Source organism: Archangium violaceum Cb vi76, from assembly GCF_000733295.1.
Taxonomy (GTDB): Bacteria; Myxococcota; Myxococcia; order Myxococcales; family Myxococcaceae; genus Archangium; species Archangium violaceum.
On the sequence record NZ_JPMI01000418.1, the window covers coordinates 1 to 573 of the forward strand.

The 573-nt window shown below is 62.5% G+C and carries 1 protein-coding gene; it reads left to right on the plus strand.

The window, feature by feature from the left end:
* Nucleotides 1-114: 114 nt before the first annotated feature.
* Nucleotides 115-333: a hypothetical protein gene (locus Q664_RS49790; RefSeq protein ID WP_043405211.1), complete on the plus strand. Its 219-nt coding sequence runs from the start codon at nucleotides 115-117 to the stop codon at nucleotides 331-333.
* Nucleotides 334-573 lie beyond the last annotated feature (240 nt).

Here is a 573-nt window from a genome sequence, read left to right on the forward strand (position 1 = left end):
AATGATCCGGAAAAGGAGCAGGAAACTCCGCGGGGGCCGAGCCGATAATCAGGTTGTCAGGGCGCTGCTGCACCCGCCCGAGTTACCAACCCTTCGAAAATACTGGAGAATACAATGAGCCTCTCTTCCATCGCGAACGCCGGCATCGGAGCAATGGGCAAGCTGTCTGGCGCGCAGCAGGACATGCTGGACAAGGCGCCCGCGGAGATGAAGCCGTTCATGGAGGCGCAGATGAAGATGCAGAAGGAGCAGGAACTGACCCAGCTCATCACGCAGATGATGAAGCAGATGCACGAGATGGCGATGTCGGTCATCCGCAACATCGGCGGCTGATAGAGCCCCCTGCAGCTGGGTAGTCCCAACCGGTCTCGCGCTCCTCGATAAGAGGTGTCGCGGGGCCGGTTTCGCTTTTGGGGTTCCTCGGCTCCTGCCGCCGGGGGCGCCGTGGCGCCGTGGCGCTGGGGCCAGGTGGAGCCGTGAAGCTGGAACTGGCGCCGAGGTGCGCGGTGCCCTGGAGGAGGCCCCGGAAAAAAATGATCCGGAAAAGGAGCAGGAAACTCCGCGAGGGTAGGA

What these genes read in the sequence shown, in the direction of transcription:
- Q664_RS49790 (WP_043405211.1), top strand. Translation starts at nt 115, where the DNA reads ATGAGCCTCTCTTCCATCGCGAACGCCGGCATCGGAGCAATGGGCAAG.